3 protein-coding genes are annotated in these 5,021 nt (G+C 75.4%); all 3 read right to left on the bottom strand.

Annotated features, from left to right (window positions below):
- Window positions 1-178: 178 nt before the first annotated feature.
- Window positions 179-1,192: an NAD-dependent epimerase/dehydratase family protein gene (locus tag MPTA5024_RS28920; RefSeq protein WP_036330312.1), complete on the bottom strand. Its 1,014-nt coding sequence runs from the start codon at window positions 1,190-1,192 to the stop codon at window positions 179-181.
- Window positions 1,193-1,282: 90 nt separating this feature from the next.
- Entirely contained in the window at window positions 1,283-3,529 is a 2,247-nt protein-coding gene (locus MPTA5024_RS28915; RefSeq protein ID WP_036330310.1) for a SulP family inorganic anion transporter, read from the bottom strand.
- A 52-nt stretch (window positions 3,530-3,581) separates the two neighbouring features.
- Window positions 3,582-5,021: hypothetical protein (locus MPTA5024_RS42735; protein ID WP_036330309.1), on the bottom strand; the 1,440-nt coding region annotated here is incomplete at its 5' end.

Raw genomic sequence — 5,021 nt, 5'->3', positions numbered from 1 at the left:
CTCTGCGGCCCGGCGAGCCGTCGCCCCGGACGGGCGAGCCGCCGGACCGTCCCGGCCGGCGGCGCGGTGCGGAGCGACGGAGAAGCGCCCCGGCGACGCAGGCGAGCAGCACGAGCGCGACCACGATCAGACCGATCCACAGCATGAACGCCAGCCTAGGACCCGCCGCCGACAAATCTCAGGAGCGGGCGTCCCACTCCGCCAGAATCCGGGCCTCCTTGTCCGGGTCGATCCCGTGGCGCAGCCGCTGCGAGCCGAAGCTGCGCCGCTCCTCGGGGACGTCCTTGAGCCACTCCCAGGTGTCCCTGACCGTCTCGCCCACCGGACGGCAGGTGAGACCGGCCGCCAGCGCCTTGGCCGACGAGTGCGACCACACGCCGGCGCCGGCCTCCGACGTGGCCCACAGAGGCAGCTCGGTCCACTCCTGCACGTCCCGGTCCAGGAGGAAGCGGTCGTCGACCCACACCAGCTCGGCGTCCGAGCCGGTGACCTCGACGCAGGCCCCGAGCCAGCTCCCGAACGTCGCGTTGCCCGGCACCCCGCCCGTCATGTAGCGGCCGGCCGCGCCGTTCGCCGCCTGGGTGACGGTGAACGCGGCGATGTCGCGGGCGTCGATGAGCTGGATCGGCAGGCCGGGGTCGCCGGGGGCGAGGACCCGGCCTCCCTTCGCGATGCGCGTGAGCCACCAGGGCAGGCGGCCGACGTTCTCGTGGGGGCCCAGGATCAGGCCCGGCTGGACGATCAGGGCCGCGCCGTCGAAGTGCTGCTCCACCGCCCGCTCGCATCCGGCCTTCAGCACGCCGTACTCGCCGAAGTCGGCCTCCGCGTCCGGCGGGCAGTCGAACAGCGGGGACTCCTCGGTGACGCCCGGTTTGGCCGGCCAGTCGGCGTACGCGGAGATGCTGGAGATGAACGTGTACTGCGCGGCGTGCCCCGACAGCGCCCGCACCGAGTCGAGGACGACCCGGGGAGTGAACCCGCAGACGTCGACGACCGCGTCCCATCGCCGGCCGTCCACCAGGCGTTCGAGGTCGGCGGCGACCTCGCGGTCGCCGTGCACGGCCTCCACCCCCGGCAGGTCGGGCCCGCTCCTGCCCCGGTTGAACGTCGTCACCTCGTGGCCCCGGCCCAGCGCGTCCTCGACGATGGCCCGGCCGAGGAAGACGGAACCGCCGATTACCAGAATTCTCATGCCGCCATCCTTCGCGTGGGCGGCGCCGCCGTCTGCGGGGTTTCACGGTCGGCGGACGTGATCCGCTGAGAGCGAAGGCGGCGCCCCCGGTCAGCCCGTGGTGAGCTCGGGCACCGGTGTGAACCGCTCCCGGTCGAGCAGGTGGACCCGCGCCGCGCCGATGTCGAAGTACAGCCCCGCGAGCTCCAGGTCGCCCGAGCGGACGAGCGCGTCCACAAAGGGGTACGTCCGGAGGTTGTCGAGCTGCTGGATGACGTTGACCCGGCAGAGCCGGTCGAGCGGCCCGGCGTCGTCCTCGTCGCCGGGGTGGGCCACGAACCGGGCCAGGCTCTGGCGGCCGTGCCGCAGCCAGCTGCGCAGGGCGGGCAGGTCGGGGACCTCGCCCAGCAGGGCCGCCATCGCGCCGCAGCCCGAGTGGCCGCACACGGTGATGGTCCGCACCCCCAGCACCGTCACCGCGTACTCGACCGCCGCGGCCACGGAGTCGTCCGGCGGCGCGCTCGACGCCCTGGGCACGAAGTTGCCGACGTTCCGCACGGTGAACAGGTCGCCCGGCCCGCTCGCCGTGATGATGTTCGGCACTATCCGCGAGTCGGCGCAGGTGACGAACAGGTGGGACGGCGCCTGGCCACGGGCCATCCGGTGAAGCAGCGGGCGCACGAGCGGCGCCGTACGGCGCTGGAACTCGCGCGTCCCGTGCAGCAGATCGGGCACCGGCACGTCCGGGCAGACGGCGGCGTCGTGCCCGCCCGCCGTCCCCGGCGCGGCCGCCGGGAGCGTGGGCCGCGTGGGCCGCCGGTACGCCCAGGGGAGCCACCAGCGCTCGTGGCGCGGCGGGATGCGGGCGGGGAACATGCGGGCTCCGCTGACCCCGGCGGCGTACCAGTCCCCGTGCACCTCGTCGACGTCGACCGTGCCGCCGCCCCGCTCGTGCTCCAGCCGCCACGCGTGCAGGGCCTCGAAGGCGGCGTTGTCCATGAAGTCGAGGTGCAGGTCGAGCTCGACGCCGGCTCCCGGCGGCACCGCCGCGAGCGCCTCGGTCAGGCGCGGCACGCCGAGGAACGTGAGCGACCCGGTGACGGCGACCCGGCGGCGGCCCTCGCCCGTGTCGCGCACGTCGACCGACACCCAGGCGAGGCGGCGCAGCGCGAGCAGCGCGGCGAGGCCGAGGCCGATCGCGACGCCCTCGGCGAGCCCGATGAACACCACCCCGCCCATCGTCACGACGTACACCGGGACCTCCCGGTGGCCCCGCAGGTTGCGCACATGGGCGAGGTTGACCATCTGCACGCCGATGAACAGCAGCAGCGCGGCCAGCGCCTCCAAAGGGATCAGCGTGATCATCCAGGCGAACGCCGCGGTGAACAGCAGCACCCACACGCCGTGCAGCACGGCGGACCAGCGGCTGCGCGCCCCCGCCCGCACGTTGGTGGTGGTGCGGACGACGACGCCCGCCACGGGAAGCCCGCCGAGGGCGCCGGACACGAGGTTGGCGGCGCCCTGCGCCGTCAGCTCGCGGTCGAGGTCGGCCCGCGGACCGTCGTGGAGGCGGTTGGAGGCGACGCAGGTGAGCAGCGACTCCACCCCGGCGAGGAGCGCGACCAGCAGCACGGCCCCCGCGATCGCGTGCCAGTCACCCTCCGGCAGCAGGGGCCCCTGGAGTCCGGAGAACCCGGCGCCGAGGTTCACCCTGGTCAGGTCCCAGCCCAGGAGCGTGGCGACGACCGTGGCGACGACCAGGGCCGCGAGGGGCGCCGGCACCACCTTGAGACGCGGGATGCGGCTCCAGGCCACCAGGACGGCGATGGTCAGCGTCCCGGTCATCACGGCGTGGCTGTGGTTGCGGGCGATCTGCCCGGGGAGCTCCAGGATGTTCTCCAGCGCCGAGCGCTGCGGGGTGCCGCCGAGCACGATGTGCAGCTGCGACAGGGCGATCACCGCGCCGACCCCGGCGAGCATGCCGTGCACGACCGCGGGGGAGACGCCGAGGGCCGCCCTGGCCACCCGCAGGCCGCCCAGGAGCAGCTGGACGACCCCGGCCATCAGCGTGATGCCGCACGTGGCCCGCCAGCCGTACGTGTGCACCAGCTCGGCCACCAGCAGCGACAGGCCGGCGGCGGGGCCGCTGACCTGGACGACCGAGCCGCCGAGGGCTCCCGCGACGACGCCTCCGACGACGGCCGCCACGAGCCCGGCGGCCGGCGGCGCGCCGGACGCGAGCGCGATGCCGAGCGACAGCGGGACCGCCACCAGGAACACCACGAGCGAGGCGGGCACGTCGTGCTTGAGCACCGAGGCCGACACACCGTGTGAGATCGCTCGACTACGCAGAGTCATGCCGCGACCCTACGACAGCGGCCGCCCGGGCTTCAGGCAAGCCGGAGGAAAATCAGCGGTAGTAGTCCGGATAGTCGGTGTCGGGGGTGCGGTGGCTCCCGCGGCGCGCGGTCGAGGTGGAGGCGTCGCCGTACAGCTCGTCGTAGGACGGCCAGCCCGCCGCGGCGCCCTCCTGGGGCCACGCCGCCTGCTGGGCGTCGCCGCCGGTCCCGGCGCCGTTCGCCTGCTGGTCGTAGCCGTAGTAGCTCTGCCCGGACGGCACGTCGTACCCGGCCGACTCGTAGGCGGAGACCGCCCGTCCGGAGCCGGTCGGCGTGCCGGAGCCCGGCCTGGCCGCGCTGTCGGAGTCGTCGATGGTCGCCCAGCCGGCGCTCACCTCGTACGACGAGGAGGCCGAAGACGACGGGGACGACGGAGAGCCGGACGGCGCGGACGGGGACGCCGGGGAGCCGTACCCGCCGGTGCCCGAGTACGTCGACGAGTAGTCGTCGTACGAGGGACTCTGGTAGGTCTCCGCGTTGGGCCAGGAGGACGCGCCGCGCGGCGGCTCCGGGTCGTCGAGGACGTCGCGGGCCGCCGGCCAGCCGCCCGCCGGGGTGGAGGCGGCGGGGACGGGCGGATAGCTGCCGCTCACCGGCCAGCCGGGCTCGGCGGCCGGAGCGGCCGCCGCCCCGGACACGCTGGTCGAGGACGGGATGGTGTACGAGGGACCGGTGTCGGCCGCCGGGAACGGTCCGGTCGAGCCGCGCGTCGCGTCGAACGCGTCGGCTCGCGGCGCGTCGTAGGCGTTCCAGCTGTCGAAGGAGCCGCCGGTGCTCCGGGGGGCGAGCGCGTCGGCCTCCGGGGTCGCGAGCGGGTCGGGCACGGAGAGCGAGGGAGACGTGGCCGGGGACGACGGCGCGTCGAACGGCCCGGTGCCACGGGTCGTCGCGTCGAAGGGGCCGGTCCCACGGGTCGTGGCGTCGATGGACCCGGTGCCCCGCGCCGCCTCGAACGGGCCGGTGCCCCGGGTGGTGGCGTCGAAGGACCCGGTGCCGCGGGCGGACTCGAACGAGCCGCCGGCATCGTAGGCGCCTGTCCCGTACGAACCGGTCGAACCGGTCGAGGTGGCCTCGAACGGGCCGGTGCCACGGGTCGTCGCGTCGAACGGACCGGTCCCGCGGACCGCCTCGAACGAGCCGCCGGCGCGGCCGGCGTCGAACGCGCCGTTGGTGCGGTCCGCGTCCAGCGGGGAGGCGGACGACGCGGACGAGGCCGGGGAAGCCGGAGAGGCCGAGGCGGCGCGGCGGGACGCGGCGCGGGAGGAGCGGCTCGACCGGCCGGAGCGGGCCGGGCGCGGCCCGGTGAGGGGGTCGGCGGCGGGCGGCGCCGCCTCGAAGGAGCCGCTCGACGTCCCGGTCGTACGGCGGCCGGAGGACCCGGCGTCGAACGCCTCGAACGAGCCGGTCTCGAACAGGCCGGCGGCGGGGGAGGCCGGGGCGGCGCCGGAGGG

Origin of the sequence: Microbispora sp. ATCC PTA-5024 (assembly GCF_000511135.2) — a bacterium.
Lineage (GTDB): Bacteria > Actinomycetota > Actinomycetes > Streptosporangiales > Streptosporangiaceae > Microbispora > Microbispora corallina.
The sequence above is the reverse complement of the archived record's forward strand: the minus strand, read 5'-3'. Positions and strand labels throughout refer to the sequence as shown.

What these genes read in the sequence shown, in the direction of transcription:
- MPTA5024_RS28920 (WP_036330312.1), bottom strand. Translation starts at nt 1,192, where the DNA reads ATGAGAATTCTGGTAATCGGCGGTTCCGTCTTCCTCGGCCGGGCCATC.
- MPTA5024_RS28915 (WP_036330310.1), bottom strand. Translation starts at nt 3,529, where the DNA reads ATGACTCTGCGTAGTCGAGCGATCTCACACGGTGTGTCGGCCTCGGTG.